The following is a 16,242-nucleotide window of genomic DNA, read 5'->3' as shown; positions in this document are numbered from 1 at the left end:
GGAGTCTAGAAAAGTAAATGGAGTTACATATGCAAAAAAGACAATTAGATAAATGGATTCATGGCTTTCATAAAGACTCGTCTCAGACACCAAAGGTGTTTGTCATAGGATGTTCCGACCTCTCTCAATACCAAATTGCGGTGGAGTATAAGCACAAGCTTGAGCCGATAAAGCTTGATGAAGAGCCAATACACTTTGATTCTTTGGAGAAGGTGAAAGAGGAGTTAGTTAGACTCGGCGTGGATAAGGCATTTCTACGTTTACATAATGCGTATGATGAATTCGGTAGTGAAAATGGCCCCTTATACAATGATGAAGAGTTATCTTTAGCTACGCATTAAAGATGTCGTTAAATAAAGTACTGTTCAAGTAGGCTAGCTGTAAATTGGGTTCGTAGATAGAACCCTCTTGGGCGTGTTTTAATCGGTTTACCACTCGCTCCAAAGGCATCGGTTAAAACGCGACTATTAGCGGCTTTTGGTCTTAACTGTAAAACTTCTCCGTGTCTGGCGGTAATTTGCTCTACTTGACCTAAGACTATTAGTTCCATTAACTCTTCCCAATCGGCTTTTAGTTGCTGTTCTTCTTGTTCAGATGGAGACCAGATAAGAGGTGAACCTACTTTTCTATCCGCTAACGGGATCTCTCTTTCTCCTTCAACGGGTACCCAAAGCACGCGAGAAAGCTTATTTTTTACGTGACTATTTTCCCAACATAGCCCGTGCACGCCAATCAAAGGAGCGACGCAAACAAAGGTTGTTTCCAGTGGCTTGCCATTGTATCCGATAGGAATGCTCTTAAGTTCAATACCCAGATCTTCAAAATCTTGCTGAGGTTTGCTGCCAGCAGTTGCCCCTAAATGCCACTCTAGTAATTGACCTACCCAGCCTTTATCGCGCTTTAGGTTTTCAGGAACAGTTATATTGGCTTCTTCTGCAAGCTCTTGAAGAGAGAGCCCAGCAATCGCTTTAGCTCGGTCAAGTAGTTCGGGTTCTGAGGAGGGTTCGGGCTTCATAAAAAGTAAATAATAATGAATTTGGAGTCAGTAATGATATCAAATGTTATGACATTCGTAATGGAGAATAAATGATCATTAAGGTTGAAAGATCGTCGCTTGGTTACTTATCCACAGGTAAAAAGTGAATATACGGCAATAATTATGTTCATGTATAAAAAAACAGTGCTTTTTTGTTGCTAAAATGCTTGAAAAATTAAATTAACACCAAGTTTTAGATTGTTGATGTGGATAAGGTTGCTATTGGTTGATCTTTAACCATATTTGTTTTTGTGTGAAAATAGTAACAAAGGTGACATGGGATATATTGCGCGGTTATCTTTAACTTGTTGTTTTTCTGTGTTTATTTGTTGGTTTTGTATCGATGTTGATTGTTTTATAAGTTATGCTGAATGTTAAATGATCTGTTTCTAAAACTTTCTGCACATAGTTATTCACAGAAAAGGTGAATAAATGTGGCTTAGGTCTCATTGTTGTGTTGATAACTAGTTCTTTGCTTAATAGTTATCCATGTTCTCTGTTGTTACCAATAAATCACGTGCTAATCACACTAGTAAGTTTGCTCCCGTTGGGGATATGTGGAAAAATCACTGTTATTAAAGATTTTATTTGAGGTTGGCCAGTGATAGATGGCGATGGTTACCGCTTAAATGTGGGAATTGTAATCTGTAACAACCATGGTCAGGTCTTCTGGGCTAAACGATACGGACAACACTCATGGCAGTTCCCTCAAGGGGGAATTGATGAGGGTGAAACAGCTGAACAAGCCATGTTTAGAGAGCTGTACGAAGAGGTCGGTCTTACTAAAAAGGACGTGAAAATTGTAGCGACGAGTCGTCATTGGCTAAGATATAAATTGCCAAAGCGCCTAGTTCGTTGGGATTCAAAGCCTGTCTGTATCGGACAAAAACAGAAATGGTTTTTATTGCGCTTAGATTGTGATGAATCACAAATTAATATGCAGCGTGGTAACACCCCTGAATTTGATGGTTGGCGTTGGGTGAGTTATTGGTACCCAGTACGACAAGTAGTTTCTTTCAAACGAGACGTATATCGCCGAGCGATGAAGGAATTCGCCTCGATGGCTATGCCATTTAAAGAGCGAAAATTGAAAGGTAAACGAAAATTCCAAAGAGGGTAGAATAGACATGCTTTCTCAACTAAGGGAAATAGTTGAACAGGTTTCAAAAGTTGATGATGTTTATCAAGCATTTGATATTTTAGTTAAGCAAACATGCAGCGCTATGGAGACGGAGTGCTGTACTATCTATCTTGCCAATGAAGAACAAAATCGTCTGGAGCTCATGGCCACTCAAGGGCTAGAGTTTTCAGGCGATAAAATTCATATTCAATTCAATGAAGGGCTCGTAGGTTTAGTCAAGCGTAGCGCTGAGCCTATCAATATCGCCCATGCTTCTAAACATCCTGATTTCAAGCTCTTTCCTGAGTTAGGCGAACAGGTCTATCACAGCTTTCTTGGCACACCCGTTATTCACCGAAAAAAAGTCCTTGGCGTTTTAGTCGTTCAACAAAAATCCCCTAGACTATTCAATGAAATCGAAGAATCTTTCCTTGTTACCTTAGCTGCACAACTCGCGGTCATTATTGCTCATGCTCAAACGCAAGGGCACTGGAGCCTTTCTAAGAAGCAGCTAGCAACCGTTGGAATACCAGCATCTTCTGGTGTCGCAATTGGTGAGTTCTGGTGGGATGATGCTCAGCCACAGTTATCGGATGTACGACCTGCCTCCACCATCAATATCAGCCAAGAGCAAGAGTGGCTAATGTTAGCGATTGAAGATGCGCGTAATGATTTTGGTCGCATGAGAAAAAAGTTGCGTGGCGAAATCAATAAAGAAACACTCGCCATCTTTGATTTGTTTACCCACCTGTTAAATGACCCTATGTTGCGTAAAGATCTCAAAGCACAGGTTCAAAAAGGTGATAGATCTGACTGGGCACTGCGTCAGGTTGTGGAGTCGTATTCTAACCGCTTTGCTCGAATGTCTGATGTGTACCTAAGAGAACGAGCACAAGATATTCGTGAGCTTGGTCAGCGGTTATTGTATTTTTTGTACAACACCCAAAAAGAGCAGCAACAGTTAGATAGACCGGTGATATTAGTTGTAAGAGAACTTACCGCGTCGATTCTTGCCTCCATACCGAAAGATAAGTTATTAGCCGTCGTAGCACTTGAAGGTGCGGCAAACTCACACGCAGCTATTTTGTCTCGAGCCTTAGGTATTCCTGCTGTTATGGGGATTAACCTTAACCTTAAGGAGATTAACGGCAAGCGTGGCGTTGTAGATGGTTATAGCGGCAAAGTGTTAGTCTCGCCGAATCGACACTTATTAAAAGAGTACCGAGCACTCGCAAATGAAGAGCGCGAATTGACCTCAATGGTAAGTAAGAGGTCAGAAGAACCAGCAATAACGGCAGATGGGCAGCGGATTGAAATGTTTCTCAATGCCGGGTTAAGTGCCGATACTAATATTGCAATTAACCAAGGCGTTGATGGTGTTGGGTTGTATCGCACAGAGATCTCTTTTTTGCTTCAGCACCGTTTCCCCTCTGAAGACGAACAAATTCAACAGTATCGAAGTGTGTTAAATACATACCAGAATAAACGTGTTGTTATGCGGACTTTAGATGTTGGTGGAGATAAAGCCTTACCTTACTTGCCTATAGAAGAAGATAATCCGTTTTTAGGCTGGCGCGGTATTCGATTTACTTTGGACCATCCCGATATATTTCTAATCCAGCTCCGAGCGATGATGAGAGCAAGTTCTGATCACCATAATCTAAGTATTTTATTGCCAATGATTGCGAGCGCTCAAGAACTGGATGACGCATTACTACTCATTAATCAAGCCTACGAAGAAGTATCAAAAATTGACCCTAGTCTATCCATGCCCGAGGTAGGCATTATGATAGAAGTCCCTTCGATGTTGTATTTACTTCCTCTTATTGCGAATAAGATAGATTTTGTATCGGTTGGGACTAACGATTTAACTCAGTACTTACTGGCAGTTGACCGAAATAACTCGCACGTTGCTGATGTGTATGAGTCTATACATCCAGCCGTCATCATGGCGCTAAAGCATATCCATGATACGTGTCAGAATCTCAATCTTCCTGTTTGTGTATGCGGTGAGTTGGCCGGAGACCCGATAGGTTCTTTGCTATTAGTGGGGTTGGGTTACACCTCGTTAAGTATGAATACCTCGAATGTGGCTAAAGTGAAGTACTTGCTACGCCACTCTGATACAAACGAATTACAGCAATTTGCTAACAAAGCCTTGAAACATGCGTATGGCAAGGACATCTATACTATGATGTCGTCTCATTTTGAAGATAAAGGCTTTGCTGGGTTCATTAGAGCAGGCAAAAAATAGAGGTTGCTGTGCATATCGAGTTGTTGTTTTTATTAGTTTTGCTTGGTGCGTTTGTTGGCGTAATGGCGGGGTTACTAGGTATCGGCGGTGGGCTTATAGTTGTCCCTGCACTGCTCTATTTGCTTCCTTCTATTGGTATCGGTCCTGAAAGTGTCATGCTGGTTTCATTGGCAACGTCACTCGCTACTATCATTTTAACCTCTGGTTCTTCGGCTGTTAATCATTTAAAACTCGGCAACGTCGACATGGATATTATTAAGTGGTTGATGCCAGGCGTGGTTGTTGGTGGTTTTGTGGGAAGTTACATTGCTGACTGGGTACCTTCTGAATACCTACCAAGAATTTTTGCCGCTATCGTTACGCTCCTTGCTATTCAAATGTTGATATCAGTTAAGTCGACTCGTGTGAGAGAGATGCCCAGTAACCCTGTGACACTATTGTGTGGCTCATGCATTGGTGTGGTTTCAAGTCTTGCTGGAATTGGTGGGGGATCGTTGTCTGTTCCATTTTTGAGTCGCTATGGCGTCCAAATGCGTAAAGCGGTTGGTTCATCATCGGTATGTGGTTGTATGATTGCGATATCAGGAATGACAGGCTTCATTTTGCATGGCTATAGAGCAGAAGGCTTGCCAAGTTACAGTGTTGGTTATGTGTATCTTCCTGCCCTAATTGCGATAGCGTCGACTTCTATGTTTACCACCAAAATAGGTGCAAGACTCGCAAGCACTCTACCAACAGCGATGTTAAAAAAGGTATTTGCCTTATTTTTAATGTTTGTCGCTGGAACTATGCTGCTGTAATCTCGTCTCAACCTATAACTTATAACACTTTAGCGGACTAATACTTTTAGTTTACTAACTTCAATTAAAGAGTAATCGTTTATGTCTCAGGGGCTCATTCAATTTCCCAATATCGATCCTGTTCTTATTTCATTAGGTCCGATCTCAATCCGATGGTATGGGCTTATGTACCTAGTTGGCTTTGCCTTTGCTATGTGGCTTGCAAACCGTCGTGCAGATAAGCCAAACAGTGGTTGGACTCGTGAACAAGTATCTGACTTATTGTTTGCTGGTTTTTTAGGGGTAGTGATTGGTGGCCGAGTTGGCTATGTTCTTTTCTATAACTTTGAGATATTTCTACAAGATCCTCTCTATCTTTTTAAAGTTTGGACCGGAGGCATGTCCTTCCATGGCGGGCTTCTTGGCGTGATTAGTGCCATGTTCTGGTACGCGAAAAAGAATGGTCGAACATTTTTTGGTGTCGCAGACTTTATTGCACCATTGGTTCCATTTGGGCTAGGCATGGGGCGTCTTGGTAACTTTATGAATAGCGAATTGTGGGGAAGAGTGACAGATGCTCCTTGGGGGATCGTCTTCCCAAATGGCGGCCCTCTGCCACGTCATCCATCTCAGTTATATGAGATGGCTTTAGAAGGGATCGTGTTGTTCTTTATCCTGAACTGGTTCATTAAAAAACCACGCCCACTCGGTTCTGTATCAGGGTTATTCTTGGCCGGATATGGTACATTCCGCTTCCTTGTTGAATACGTCCGTGAACCTGATGCGCATCTTGGTTTATTCGGTGATTTCATTTCAATGGGACAAATTTTGTCACTTCCAATGATCATAGGTGGTGTTTTGATGATGCTTTGGTCTTACAAGCGTGGTCAATTCAACGATAGAACAGAAGTAAAGTAAGGATAAATCGTGAAACAGTATTTAGATCTTTGTCATCGCATTGTTGATAGTGGCACTTGGATTGAAAACGAGAGAACAGGGAAACGTTGTTTAACCGTGATTAACGCGGATCTTCACTATGACGTTGCCAATAACCAATTTCCTTTAGTGACGACTCGTAAAAGCTTTTGGAAGTCGGCTGTTGCTGAGTTGCTAGGTTATATTCGCGGCTATGATAATGCTGAAGATTTTAGAAAGTTGGGCACCAAAACGTGGGATGCTAACTCGAATTTAAATCAAGTTTGGTTAAACAATGAATACCGCAAAGGCGAAGACGACATGGGTCGTGTTTATGGTGTTCAAGGTCGCTCTTGGGCGAAACCAGATGGCGGGCATATCGATCAGCTACGAAAGATTGTTGATGATTTAACAAGTGGTGTGGATGATCGAGGTGAGATCTTAAACTTCTACAATCCGGGTGAGTTTCACATGGGCTGTCTACGTCCATGCATGTATAGCCATCACTTCTCTTTACTTGGTGACACACTGTACTTAAACAGCACTCAACGCTCTTGTGACGTGCCGCTTGGTTTGAATTTCAATATGGTTCAGGTCTATGTGTTTTTAGCACTAATGGCTCAAATCACAGGTAAGAAAGCGGGTGTGGCTTATCATAAAATTGTTAACGCGCACATCTATGAAGATCAGCTAGCCCCTATGCGAGATATTCAGCTTACTCGTGAACCTTTGAAAGCCGCGACATTTCATATCAATCCTAAAATCTCTTCACTAGAAGACCTTGAAACATGGGTAACGCTAGACGATTTTTGGGTCGAAGGTTATGAATGCCATGAAGCGATTAAGTACCCGTTTTCAGTATAAAGATACTTTGTCCTAAAGCCTGCTGTTGGTTTGATTTATAAAGCTTGATTGAATTAACCAAGCTTTGCTTTCAACAACAGGATGAGACGTAGATTGTCAGGACAGAGTAGATACAAAAAGGCCGCTAAACTGGTTAAAGTTTAGCGGCCTTTTTATTGAATGTGCTTTTGGTTTGTACCGATTATTTCTTACTATTCACTTTAAGCAGTTAGCGCAAGAACAGTACCAGGCATAACAATAAACACGCTTGCTAGGTAACCCGCAACAACCCATTTATTTTTCACTGCCATCTCTGCAATGAACTCTGAACCTTTAACCGGTAGCTCGCGAAGGAATGGAATACCGTAGATAAATACCGTAGCTAGAATATTGAATACTAGGTGTACTAAGGCAATTTGTAGTGCAAACACCGCAAACTCACCAGATACCGCTGTCGCAGCTAATAGAGCGGTAATACAAGTGCCGATGTTAGAACCCAAAGTGAATGGGTAAATATCGCGAACTTTTAGAACACCAGAGCCTACAAGTGGAACCATTAGGCTTGTCGTTGTTGAAGATGACTGTACTAAGATTGTTACGATTGAACCTGAAGCGATGCCATGTAGTGGACCACGACCTATTGCATTCTTTAGGATTTCACGCGCACGGCCAACCATCAGGCTCTTCATCAGTTTACCCATTACAGTAATAGCAACGACGATAGTAACAATACCTAGGATAATCAACATAACGCCAGCGGTGACATCACTGAATGTAGACAGCGGGCCTTTAATCGCACCAACAACGGGTTTAGTGATAGGGCTGATAAAGTTCAAGCCTTTAATGCTCATATCACCAGTGGCTAGGAAAGGAGAAACTAACCAGTGAGAAATCTTATCGAGAATGCCAAACATCATTTCTAACGGTAAGAAAATAGCAACTGCAAGCAAGTTAAAGAAGTCATGAATCGTGGCACTTGCGAAAGCGCGCTTAAACTCTACCTTACAACGAACATGACCTAAGCTAACAATGGTATTCGTTACGGTTGTGCCTATGTTAGCACCCATAACCATAGGAATTGCTGTTTCTACTGGTAGTCCACCAGCAACTAAGCCAACGATGATTGACGTAACTGTACTAGATGATTGAATTAACGCGGTTGCGATAAGACCGATCATTAGGCCCGCAATTGGGTGAGAGGCAAATTCAAATAAAACCTTTGCGTGCTCGCCTGTTGCCCATTTGAAACCGCTTCCTACCATTGATACTGCTAAAAGAAGTAGGTACAGCATGAATGCCAAGTTAGCCCAGCGTAACCATTGGGATCTTCCCACTGTTGGTGCCGCTGTAGAAGTAGCTTGGTTCATCATAGTTTTCTCCGTTGACCGTTTTAGTTAGTTTTGGTCTGTAGTTGAATCTGATAGCGATACTAGACCGCAAATATTTCACTATTATTACAATTCACTCAGTGGCTGTGATTTTTGTGATTCTGCTAGTTTGTAATAAATTCTGTACACTTTGCTTTTGTGTAAGTTAATGAATTTAAATTGTTTTATTGGTTTGTGGTGGAGGTGTGAACAAAGAGGGTTTATACAACTTTTTCATTGGTTTCTACCGTAAAGATGTCATATCTGTAATATTTAAAAACCACGAAATCGGAAAAACTAAGGGTAAGGTTTGCTAATTGGTGTTTTTTCCGAAATGACTATTTAACTTGTGGAATATAGTGATTAAAATAGACTGAACTGATTTTTAATTTGGTGAAGCGATGTACCATTTAAACTACAACCACCTTTATTACTTTTGGATGGTGTGCAAACAAGGTTCGGTGACAAAAGCAGCTGATGCACTTTTTTTAACGCCTCAAACGGTAACTGGCCAGATTAAAGCACTTGAAGAGCGTATGGATGGAAAGCTAACTAAGCGTAATGGCCGTAGTGTTGAGCCGACAGAACTTGGCCAGTTAGTATTTAAGTATGCCGATAGAATGTTTGGTCTAAGCTATGAAATGATTGATATCGTTAATTACAGCCAGCGATCAAATATGTTGTTTGAAGTTGGTGTTGCGGATTCTTTATCGAAGAATTTAGTGAGTAAAATCCTACTTAGTGCTGTCCCACAAGATAACAGTATCCATCTACGCTGTTATGAGTCGACTCACGAGCTACTGCTAGAGCAGTTATCTCAACATAAGCTAGATATGATCTTATCGGATTGCCCCGTAGACTCTAGCCAAAGCCCCGGCTTATACAGTAAAAGATTGTGTGAGTTCGATATGAGCTTCTTTAGCTATGGTGATAAAGGGATCTCATTACCAGAAGGGCTTGAGCAGTCAAAGCTATTAATCCCAAGTGGTCAAACAGCAATGGGGCGTAAAGTATTTCAATGGTTTGATCAGCATGGAATAAAGCCAGATATTTTAGGTGAGTTTGACGACATCGCTCTTATGAAGGCATTCTTTCATCAGCATAAAGATGTCGTTTTATTAGCGCCAACTATCTATATGAACGAAGTCGATGAGCATTCACCACTAACCTTAATCGGCACAATAGAAGATTTAAAAGAAGAGTATTACATCATTTTCGCTGAGAGAATGATTCAACATCCGGCAGTGAAAAATATATTTGATGCAGACTTCAATAGTCTATTCAAATAAGCCAATGTTATATGTGTAATGTCATACTTAATGAAATGTGATATTCGATATGGCTTGTAAGTTGTTGATAAGGCGATATCGTTATATTATTTATTGAATAGTGAACGATATGTGTATCACTGATCTTTATGAATGTGGAAGTATCTAATGAACTTAGAAGACATGGATAAAAACTCAGCTCAGGCAGTTGTATTGCTTAAAGCAATGGCAAACGAAAAACGATTGCAGATTTTATGTTTACTGCATACTCGTGAGCTATCTGTCGGTGAGTTAGGTTCCCAATTAGCATTAAGCCAATCCGCATTGTCTCAGCATTTGGCTTGGTTACGTCGCGATGGGCTAGTGAATACGAGAAAAGAAGCGCAAACTGTTTTCTATTCACTTAGTAGTGATGAAGTGAAAGCGATGATTAAATTACTCTATGGTTTGTATTGCGAGACAGACAGCTAACTTTAAGTTAGTTGTCCCATTCAATAAATGTAGTGCGCAGTAGTAGACTAAATAAGTAATGACTGTTTTTGAGTAAAAAGCCAGATAAGAAAATTTGGATATAAAAAAACCGGCAGAAGCCGGTTTTTTTTGTTCTCAAAGAAATCTAAGTTCTAATTAAAGAGCTTTGATTGCAGCAGAGAAACGAGCCTTATGACGTGCAGCTTTATTCTTATGAATAAGGCCTTTAGTCGCCATACGGTCTAGAAGTGGTGTTACTTCTACTAGAGCAGCAGCTGCTGCTTCTTTATTGCCTGCTTCAATAGCTGCAATAGTTTTTTTCATGTAAGTGCGCATCATAGAGCGACGGCTAGCGTTATGCTGACGACGTTTCTCAGCTTGGATAGCGCGCTTCTTAGCAGATTTACTGTTTGCCAAGGTCTAACTCCCAAAAACATAGTTCGGTGACAATTTAAGGGCGAGGAATATCCTCTATTTGCGCTTAAATGTCAAATAATTTGTGCAAAAACCAATCGAAGCCAAACAAGTTTGGTATGAAAAGGTTATCACGGTTAAGATGGCGTGGATTCTAACAGTATTTTTATACCATTGCTAATACTTATCTTCCGTTACTTTAGCATTCGTTAATTGTGATTGAAGATACAGCTGTATTGAACGTGGTGATTGAGGTTATTTTGAGTAAACGTCTTCTAAAATCAGGCATGATTGTCAGCGCAATGACGTTGATTTCACGAGTGTTAGGCTTAGTTCGTGATGTTGTTGTTGCTAATCTAATGGGCGCTGGAGCCAGCGCTGATGTTTTTTTCTTTGCAAATAAAATCCCTAACTTTCTACGTCGACTATTTGCAGAAGGTGCGTTTTCACAAGCCTTTGTACCGGTTCTAACTGAGTATCATGCTAAAGGTGATATGAATGAAACTCGACAACTCATCGCTAAGGCATCAGGTACGTTAGGCGTTATTGTATCTATTGTAACAGTACTGGGCGTATTAGGCTCAGGTGTTATTACTGCGCTGTTTGGTGCGGGCTGGTTTCTCGACTGGTTAAATGGCGGGCCGTCAGCAGAGAAGTTCGAATTAGCCAGCTTTATGCTAAAAATCACGTTCCCTTACCTGTGGTTTATTACTTTTGTTGCTTTATCTGGAGCCATTCTTAATACCCTAGGAAAATTTGCTGTCTCTTCGTTTACTCCTGTTTTCCTCAATGTGATGATCATAGGATCTGCTTGGTTTATCTCTCCAATAATGAGTACGCCAGAGATCGGTCTAGCGATTGGCGTCTTTCTTGGCGGTCTGGTTCAGTTTTTGTTTCAACTGCCTTTTCTTATTAAAGCAGGAGTATTGGTCAAGCCTAAATGGGGTTGGAAAGATCCTGGTGTCGTTAAAATTCGAACATTAATGATTCCTGCGTTATTTGGTGTTTCTGTCAGTCAGATTAATTTGTTGTTTGATACTTTTATTGCGAGTTTCCTTGCTACAGGTTCGATCAGTTGGCTCTATTACTCGGATCGCTTGCTTGAGTTTCCATTAGGGCTTTTTGGAATAGCGATTGCTACTGTGATTTTGCCGGCCCTATCAAGAAAACATGTGGATGCTCAAAGTGATGGCTTTGCCCAAACGATGGACTGGGGCGTTCGTATGGTGACACTGCTTGGTGTGCCCGCAATGCTTGGTTTGATGGTGCTAGCTAAGCCCATGCTGATGGTGCTATTTATGCGTGGTGAATTTACCCCTCATGATGTACACCAAGCATCATTGTCACTGTTTGCTTACGCTTCAGGGCTGCTTAACTTTATGCTGATTAAAGTATTAGCACCGGGCTACTATTCTAGGCAAGATACAAAGACTCCCGTGAAGTACGGGATCATAGCGATGGTCACTAACATGGTATTTAATGCTATTTTTGCTTGGCACTACGGTTACGTCGGATTAGCGATGGCGACGGCTCTGTCCGCTTTTGTCAATATGGCACTGCTTTATCGTGGTCTTCATATATCCAATGTTTATAAAGTTACGAAAAAAACCATAGTCTTTATGAGCAAGCTAGTGGTGGCAGGAACAGCCATGGTCGCTGTTTTATTATGGCACCTTGAAGATATGTCATTGTGGTTAACTTGGGCATTTAGTGAACGGGTGATGATGTTAGCGCTGGCTATTGCTATAGGAGCAAGCGTATATGTTTTTGTGTTACTCGCATTAGGCATTCGCTTAAAAGATGTAAAAGCAGCGACAGAGTGAACTTGATTAGTATATAATCCGTCGGTTTCACGCATAGTAATTGATAAATAGGTATTTAGTTAATCCCAATGGAATTAATTCGTGGTATTCACAATATTAAGCCTCAACATAAAGGTTGTGTCTTAACGATTGGTAACTTTGATGGTGTTCATTTAGGCCATCAACAAGTCTTAGAGCAAGTGAGCAAAAAAGCGAACGCTCTCGATCTACCCTCTGTTGTGATGACATTTGAACCACAGCCAATGGAGTTGTTTAGTAAAGACAGAGCGCCAGCTCGTTTAACTCGTTTAAGAGATAAATTTGTTCAGCTAAGCAAGCTAAATATAGATCGATTACTGTGTGTTAATTTTAACGACTACTTTGCATCATTGTCTGCAGAAGCATTTATTCGAGACTTACTGGTTGCCAAGCTTGGTGTTAAATACTTAGTTGTTGGTGATGACTTTTGCTTTGGGAAAGGGCGCACTGGCGACTTTGCTATGTTGCAAAAAGCAGGTCAACAATTTGGTTTTGATGTTGTAAGCACGAATAGTTTCTGTGTGCAGCAACAACGTGTAAGCAGCACCGCAATTCGTAATGCACTGGCTGATGATTCATTAGATGCCGCCAGTCATATGTTAGGGCGTGATTACAGTATTAGTGGTCGAGTGTCGCACGGACGAAAGCTAGGGAGAACGATTGGTTTCCCTACTGCCAATATTCCACTTAAGCGATGCGTATCACCAGTTTCAGGCGTTTATGTTGTCGAAGCATTAGGTCTGGGAAATAAAAAAATTGGTGGTGTGGCGAATATCGGTCAAAGACCTACGGTTAATGGTATTCGTCAGCAATTAGAAGTGCACTTGTTTGACTTTAATGGCAATTTATATGGCCAGCAGTTAGAAGTGTTACTGTTACACAAGCTCAGAAATGAGCATAAGTTTGAGTCATTTGAACAGCTCAAACAACAAATAGAATTGGATGCTGAAGCCGCAAGGGTGTGGTTGCTTCAGCTCAATCGTTAATCGGTTTATTCCACCGAATAACATAATGTCTAACTTCGCCCAATATAACGGAATTAAGAATCGATGAGTGATTACAAAAATACCCTGAACTTACCAGAAACAGGGTTTCCAATGCGCGGTAATCTAGCAAACCGCGAACCTGAAATGCTAAAGCGTTGGTATAAAGAAGATCTTTACGGTGAGATTCGTAAAGCTAAGAAAGGCAAAAAGTCGTTCATTTTGCATGACGGCCCTCCGTACGCTAACGGTGACATTCATATTGGTCATGCACTAAATAAGATTCTTAAAGACATTATTGTTAAATCAAAAACACTGTCTGGCTTTGATGCACCATATATTCCTGGTTGGGACTGTCACGGTCTACCAATCGAGCTGATGGTAGAGAAAAAGAAAGGCAAGCCTGGTCAAAAGATCTCTGCTTCAGATTTCCGCGAAGAGTGTCGTAAATACGCAGCTAAGCAAGTTGAAGGTCAAAAAGAGAGCTTCAAGCGTCTTGGCATCATGGGCGAATGGGAAAAACCCTACCGCACTATGGATTTCGGCACTGAAGCGAACATCATTCGTGCATTAGGTAAAATTGCAGACAACGGTCACCTGCTAAAAGGTTTCAAACCTGTTCACTGGTGTACAGACTGTGGAAGTGCACTTGCTGAAGCGGAAGTTGAATACAAAGACAAAGTATCACCATCGATTGATGTGAAATTTGCAGCGGCTGATGAAGCGGCTCTAATTAACAAGTTCACATTGGCAAACGAACACGTAGGCCAAGGTGATATTTCAGTCGTGATCTGGACAACAACACCTTGGACACTACCAGCAAACCGTGCGGTGTGTTTACGTGATGACCTAGAATACGTTTTAATTCAAGTAGAAGCGAAAGGCGAGCAACAAGAACAGCGTCTTATCGTTGCTTCTGAGCTAGCTAAAGATGTTATGGATCGTGCAGGTATCGAGCATTACCACAATCTTGGTTTTGCATCAGGTGCTGAACTTGAGTTGATGCAATTCAACCATCCGTTCTATGATTTTACAGTGCCAGCTATTTTAGGCGAGCATGTAACAACAGATGCAGGTACAGGTGTTGTTCATACAGCTCCGGGCCACGGTCAAGAAGATTTCGTGGTTGGTAAACAGTACGATCTTGAAGTTGCAAACCCAGTTGGCTCTAATGGTGTCTACTTACCAGATACTGAGCTATTTGCAGGTCAACACGTATTTAAAGCGAACGACTCTGTACTTGAGGTATTGAAAGAAAAAGGTGCGCTTTTACATCATCACGCGTACGAGCACAGCTACCCACATTGCTGGAGACACAAAACGCCAATCATCTTCCGCGCGACACCACAGTGGTTCATCTCAATGGATCAAGCTGGCCTACGTGCAAAAGCACTTGAGTCAATCAAGAGTGTTGAATGGATGCCTGAGTGGGGCCAAAGCCGCATCGAAGGTATGATTGAAGGTCGTCCTGAGTGGTGTGTTTCTCGTCAACGTACTTGGGGTGTACCAATTGCTCTGTTCGTTCACAAAGAGACGTCAGATCTTCACCCAGACAGCCCTGCTCTTATCGAAAAAGTAGCAAAGCTTGTTGAAGAAAAAGGCATTCAAGCGTGGTGGGATGTTGATGCCGCTGAGCTTATGGGCGACGCTGATGCTGAGAAATACGAAAAAGTACTAGATACGCTAGATGTATGGTTCGACTCTGGTGTGACTCACTACTCAGTTGTTGATGCTCGTGAAGAGTACAACGGCAACAGCGCCGATCTTTACCTTGAAGGTTCAGATCAACACCGTGGTTGGTTCCAGTCTTCTCTAATTTCATCTATTGCGATGAAAGATGAAGCGCCATACAAGCAAGTGCTTACACACGGTTTCGTTGTAGATGGCAATGGCCGCAAAATGTCTAAGTCTATCGGTAACGTTGTTGCGCCAAAAGATGTGACTAACAAGCTAGGTGCTGACATTCTTCGTCTATGGGTTGCTTCTACCGACTACACGGGTGAAGTTGCGGTTTCTGATGAAATCCTAAAACGTTCTGCTGACGCTTACCGCCGTATTCGTAATACAGCGCGTTTCTTCCTTGCTAACCTTAATGGTTTCAACCCAGAAACAGATTTAGTACCTGTTGAAGAGATGGTTGCACTGGATCGCTGGGCTGTTGGTCGTGCATTTGCTGCGCAAGAAGAGATTGTTAAAGCATACGATGAGTACAACACGCACGCGGTAACTCAACGCTTAATGCAGTTCTGTTCAATTGAAATGGGTTCTTTTTACCTAGACGTAATTAAAGATCGTCAGTACACAGCAAAACTGGGCGGCCACGCTCAACGCAGCTGTCAATCTGCGCTTTACTACATCGTAGAAGCTCTAGTTCGCTGGATGGCTCCAATCATGTCTTTCACTGCCGATGAAATCTGGAACGAAATGCCAGGTGCTCGTGATAAGTTCGTCTTCACTGGCGAATGGTATCAAGGTCTAGTTGATCTTGCTGAAGGTGAAGAGTTGAACAACGAATTCTGGACTGAGATCCAAGCGGTTCGTGGCGCAGTGAACAAGTTGCTAGAAGAAGCTCGTAAAGAGAAAACCATTGGTGGCTCACTACAAGCTGAAGTAACACTGTATGCAGACGATGCTCTAGTGGCTAAAATCAACAAGCTTGAAGATGAACTGCGATTTGTTCTTCTTACTTCTAAAGTTGAAATTAAACCTCTGACTGAAAAAACAGATACGGCTCATACAACAGAAGTTGAAGGTCTATTTGTTGAAGTAGCCGCAACCGAAGCTGAGAAGTGTGACCGTTGCTGGCACCACACTCCAGACGTTGGCACCATCGAAGGTCACGAGAAAGTGTGTGGTCGCTGTGTGTCGAATGTTGAAGGTGAAGGCGAAGTTCGTAAATTCGCTTAATTTGACTTCGTTCTGAGTATTAGTGAACTTTTTATCGTTATCAT

Annotated in this window: 14 protein-coding genes; 11 read left to right on the top strand and 3 right to left on the bottom strand. The window is 41.8% G+C overall.

Translation table 11 applies throughout. From position 1 onward, the window contains the following. The first annotated feature begins 29 nt into the window (after window positions 1-29). On the top strand, window positions 30-341 hold the full coding sequence (locus tag L4C54_RS18410; RefSeq protein ID WP_428803271.1) for a DUF6482 family protein: 312 nt from the start codon (window positions 30-32) through the stop codon (window positions 339-341). Window positions 342-349: 8 nt separating this feature from the next. Here L4C54_RS18410 and mutH read toward each other — a convergent pair whose 3' ends face one another. Then, a complete protein-coding gene (gene mutH / locus L4C54_RS18405) occupies window positions 350-1,015 on the bottom strand; it encodes a DNA mismatch repair endonuclease MutH (protein WP_428809307.1) in 666 nt (221 codons plus the stop codon). 622 nt (window positions 1,016-1,637) lie between these two features. Between mutH and rppH the strand changes: the two genes are divergently transcribed. The 5 genes from rppH (at window position 1,638) to L4C54_RS18380 (ending at window position 6,968) form a co-directional block, all read left to right on the top strand. Next, the gene (rppH, locus tag L4C54_RS18400) at window positions 1,638-2,156 is read left to right on the top strand and encodes an RNA pyrophosphohydrolase (protein WP_428803273.1); all 519 of its coding nucleotides are present in this window, start codon (window positions 1,638-1,640) and stop codon (window positions 2,154-2,156) included. Between the two features lie 7 nt (window positions 2,157-2,163). Then, window positions 2,164-4,410 (top strand): phosphoenolpyruvate--protein phosphotransferase, encoded by a 2,247-nt coding sequence (gene ptsP, locus L4C54_RS18395; protein WP_428809306.1) that lies wholly within the window; start codon window positions 2,164-2,166, stop codon window positions 4,408-4,410. Window positions 4,411-4,418: 8 nt separating this feature from the next. Beyond that, a complete protein-coding gene (locus tag L4C54_RS18390; protein WP_428809305.1) occupies window positions 4,419-5,210 on the top strand; it encodes a sulfite exporter TauE/SafE family protein in 792 nt (263 codons plus the stop codon). An 81-nt stretch (window positions 5,211-5,291) separates the two neighbouring features. Next, window positions 5,292-6,107 carry a prolipoprotein diacylglyceryl transferase gene (gene lgt / locus L4C54_RS18385; RefSeq protein WP_428809304.1) on the top strand — a complete coding sequence of 272 codons (816 nt, stop codon included), beginning with the start codon at window positions 5,292-5,294 and terminating at the stop codon, window positions 6,105-6,107. A 9-nt stretch (window positions 6,108-6,116) separates the two neighbouring features. Beyond that, window positions 6,117-6,968 carry a thymidylate synthase gene (locus tag L4C54_RS18380; RefSeq protein ID WP_428809303.1) on the top strand — a complete coding sequence of 284 codons (852 nt, stop codon included), beginning with the start codon at window positions 6,117-6,119 and terminating at the stop codon, window positions 6,966-6,968. A 200-nt stretch (window positions 6,969-7,168) separates the two neighbouring features. Here L4C54_RS18380 and L4C54_RS18375 read toward each other — a convergent pair whose 3' ends face one another. Continuing rightward, a complete protein-coding gene (locus L4C54_RS18375; RefSeq protein ID WP_428803316.1) occupies window positions 7,169-8,314 on the bottom strand; it encodes a Na/Pi symporter in 1,146 nt (381 codons plus the stop codon). Between the two features lie 401 nt (window positions 8,315-8,715). Between L4C54_RS18375 and nhaR the strand changes: the two genes are divergently transcribed. Continuing rightward, entirely contained in the window at window positions 8,716-9,603 is an 888-nt protein-coding gene (gene nhaR, locus L4C54_RS18370) for a transcriptional activator NhaR (protein ID WP_428809302.1), read from the top strand. Between the two features lie 147 nt (window positions 9,604-9,750). Then, window positions 9,751-10,053 carry an ArsR/SmtB family transcription factor gene (locus L4C54_RS18365; RefSeq protein ID WP_428809301.1) on the top strand — a complete coding sequence of 101 codons (303 nt, stop codon included), beginning with the start codon at window positions 9,751-9,753 and terminating at the stop codon, window positions 10,051-10,053. Between the two features lie 156 nt (window positions 10,054-10,209). Here the strand turns inward: L4C54_RS18365 and rpsT are convergent, their stop codons facing one another. Further along, entirely contained in the window at window positions 10,210-10,470 is a 261-nt protein-coding gene (rpsT, locus tag L4C54_RS18360) for a 30S ribosomal protein S20 (RefSeq protein ID WP_248009945.1), read from the bottom strand. 257 nt (window positions 10,471-10,727) lie between these two features. Between rpsT and murJ the strand changes: the two genes are divergently transcribed. From murJ to ileS, 3 genes are all read left to right on the top strand, one after another. Beyond that, window positions 10,728-12,290 (top strand): murein biosynthesis integral membrane protein MurJ, encoded by a 1,563-nt coding sequence (murJ, locus tag L4C54_RS18355; RefSeq protein ID WP_428809383.1) that lies wholly within the window; start codon window positions 10,728-10,730, stop codon window positions 12,288-12,290. 68 nt (window positions 12,291-12,358) lie between these two features. Continuing rightward, window positions 12,359-13,294: a bifunctional riboflavin kinase/FAD synthetase gene (ribF, locus tag L4C54_RS18350; RefSeq protein WP_428809300.1), complete on the top strand. Its 936-nt coding sequence runs from the start codon at window positions 12,359-12,361 to the stop codon at window positions 13,292-13,294. Window positions 13,295-13,357: 63 nt separating this feature from the next. Beyond that, window positions 13,358-16,198: an isoleucine--tRNA ligase gene (gene ileS, locus L4C54_RS18345; protein ID WP_428809299.1), complete on the top strand. Its 2,841-nt coding sequence runs from the start codon at window positions 13,358-13,360 to the stop codon at window positions 16,196-16,198. Window positions 16,199-16,242 lie beyond the last annotated feature (44 nt).

Origin of the sequence: Vibrio lamellibrachiae (assembly GCF_050337265.1) — a bacterium.
GTDB lineage: Bacteria > Pseudomonadota > Gammaproteobacteria > Enterobacterales > Vibrionaceae > Vibrio > Vibrio kyushuensis.
The sequence above is the reverse complement of the archived record's forward strand: the minus strand, read 5'-3'. Positions and strand labels throughout refer to the sequence as shown.